Below are 1,514 nucleotides of genomic sequence, written 5' to 3'. Positions count from 1 at the left end.
CCCGACCCCGCCGTGCGCGACGCCCTGCGCGAGATGGCCGGGGCCGACCCCCGCATCAAGCTCGTGCTGCGCCCCGAAAACGGCCACATCTCAGCCGCCAGCAACTCCGCCCTGGCGGTGGCGTCGGGCGAGTTCGTCGCCCTCATGGACCACGACGACATCTTGCCCGACCACGCCCTGTTCGAGGTCGCCGCCGCCCTCGACGCCGACCCCGACCTCGACGTCATCTACTCCGACGAGGACCACATCGACGGCGACGGACGACGCAACACCCCCTACTTCAAGTCGGACTTCAACCCCGACCTCCTGCTCGGCCACAACCTCGTCAGCCACCTCGGCGTGTACCGCCGCGCGCTGCTGGAGCGGATCGGCGGCTTCCGCCTCGGTTTCGAAGGCAGCCAGGACTACGACCTCGCCCTGCGGGCCGTGGACGCGTCCGCGCCCGAGCGCGTCCACCACATCCCCGCGGTGCTGTACCATTGGCGCAGCGCCACCGGCACCGACACCTTCTCCGAAGCCTCGCTGCAGCGCTGCATCGCGGCGGCGCAGCGCGCCGTCGCCGACCACCTGGAGCGCCGCGGCCACGCCGGCGAGGTGGCGTCGCATCCGGCGCTGCCGAACTGGCAGCGGGTGCGCCGCCCGCGGCCCGACCCCGCCCCGCTGGTGTCGGTGATCGTGCCCACCAAGGACAGGGCCGAACTGGTGCGCCCCTGCGTCGACGGGCTGCTCAACCGCACCGCCTATTCCAACATCGAGGTGCTGATCGTCGACCACCAGTCGACCGAGCCGTCCGCCCTGGCGCTGTTCGCCGAACTCGCGCGCGACCCCCGGGTGCGGGTGCTGCCCCACGCGGGGCCGTTCAACTATTCCGCCATCAACAACGCCGCGGTGTTGCAGGTGCGGGGTTCCGTGCTGGCGCTGCTCAACAACGACATCGACGTGATCGCGCCCGACTGGCTGGACGAGATGGTGGCGCTGGCGGTGCTGCCCGAGGTGGGGGCGGTGGGGGCCAAGCTGCTGTATCCGGACGACCGCGTGCAGCACGCGGGCGTGATCCTGGGGGCGGGGGGCGTGGCGGGACACTTCTTCCACGGCCTGCACGCGGATGATGGAAGCTACTTCGGCCGGGCCGCCCTGGTGTCCACGGTGGCGGCCGTGACGGCGGCCTGCCTGGTGGTGCGGCGGGCGGTGTTCGACGAGGTGGGGGGGTTCGACGCCGAGAACCTGCCGGTGGCGTTCAACGATGTCGACCTGTGCCTCAAGATCCGGGCGCGGGGCTACCGCAACGTGTGGACGCCGCACGCCTGCCTGTACCACCACGAATCCGTGTCGCGCGGCAGCGACCTCGAAGGCGAGCGGCTGCGGCGCTTCCAGCGCGAGGTGGAGTTCATGCAGCACAAGTGGGGCAGCGACCTCGACGCCGACCCGTTCTACAACCCCAACCTCGACCTCGCCTCGGCCGACTTCGCCCTGGCCTTCCCGCCCCGGCGGCGGAAGCCGTGGCACACGACCCC

1 protein-coding gene is annotated in these 1,514 nt (G+C 71.6%); it reads left to right on the top strand.

Features of this window, described 5'->3' with window-relative positions:
• Positions 1–12: 12 nt before the first annotated feature.
• Positions 13–1,514: glycosyltransferase family 2 protein (locus D3273_RS27695; RefSeq protein WP_165359759.1), on the top strand; the 1,502-nt coding region annotated here is incomplete at its 3' end.

Source organism: Lichenibacterium minor (genome assembly GCF_004137685.1).
GTDB classification, from domain to species: domain Bacteria; phylum Pseudomonadota; class Alphaproteobacteria; order Rhizobiales; family Beijerinckiaceae; genus Lichenihabitans; species Lichenihabitans minor.
The sequence above is the reverse complement of the archived record's forward strand: the minus strand, read 5'-3'. Positions and strand labels throughout refer to the sequence as shown.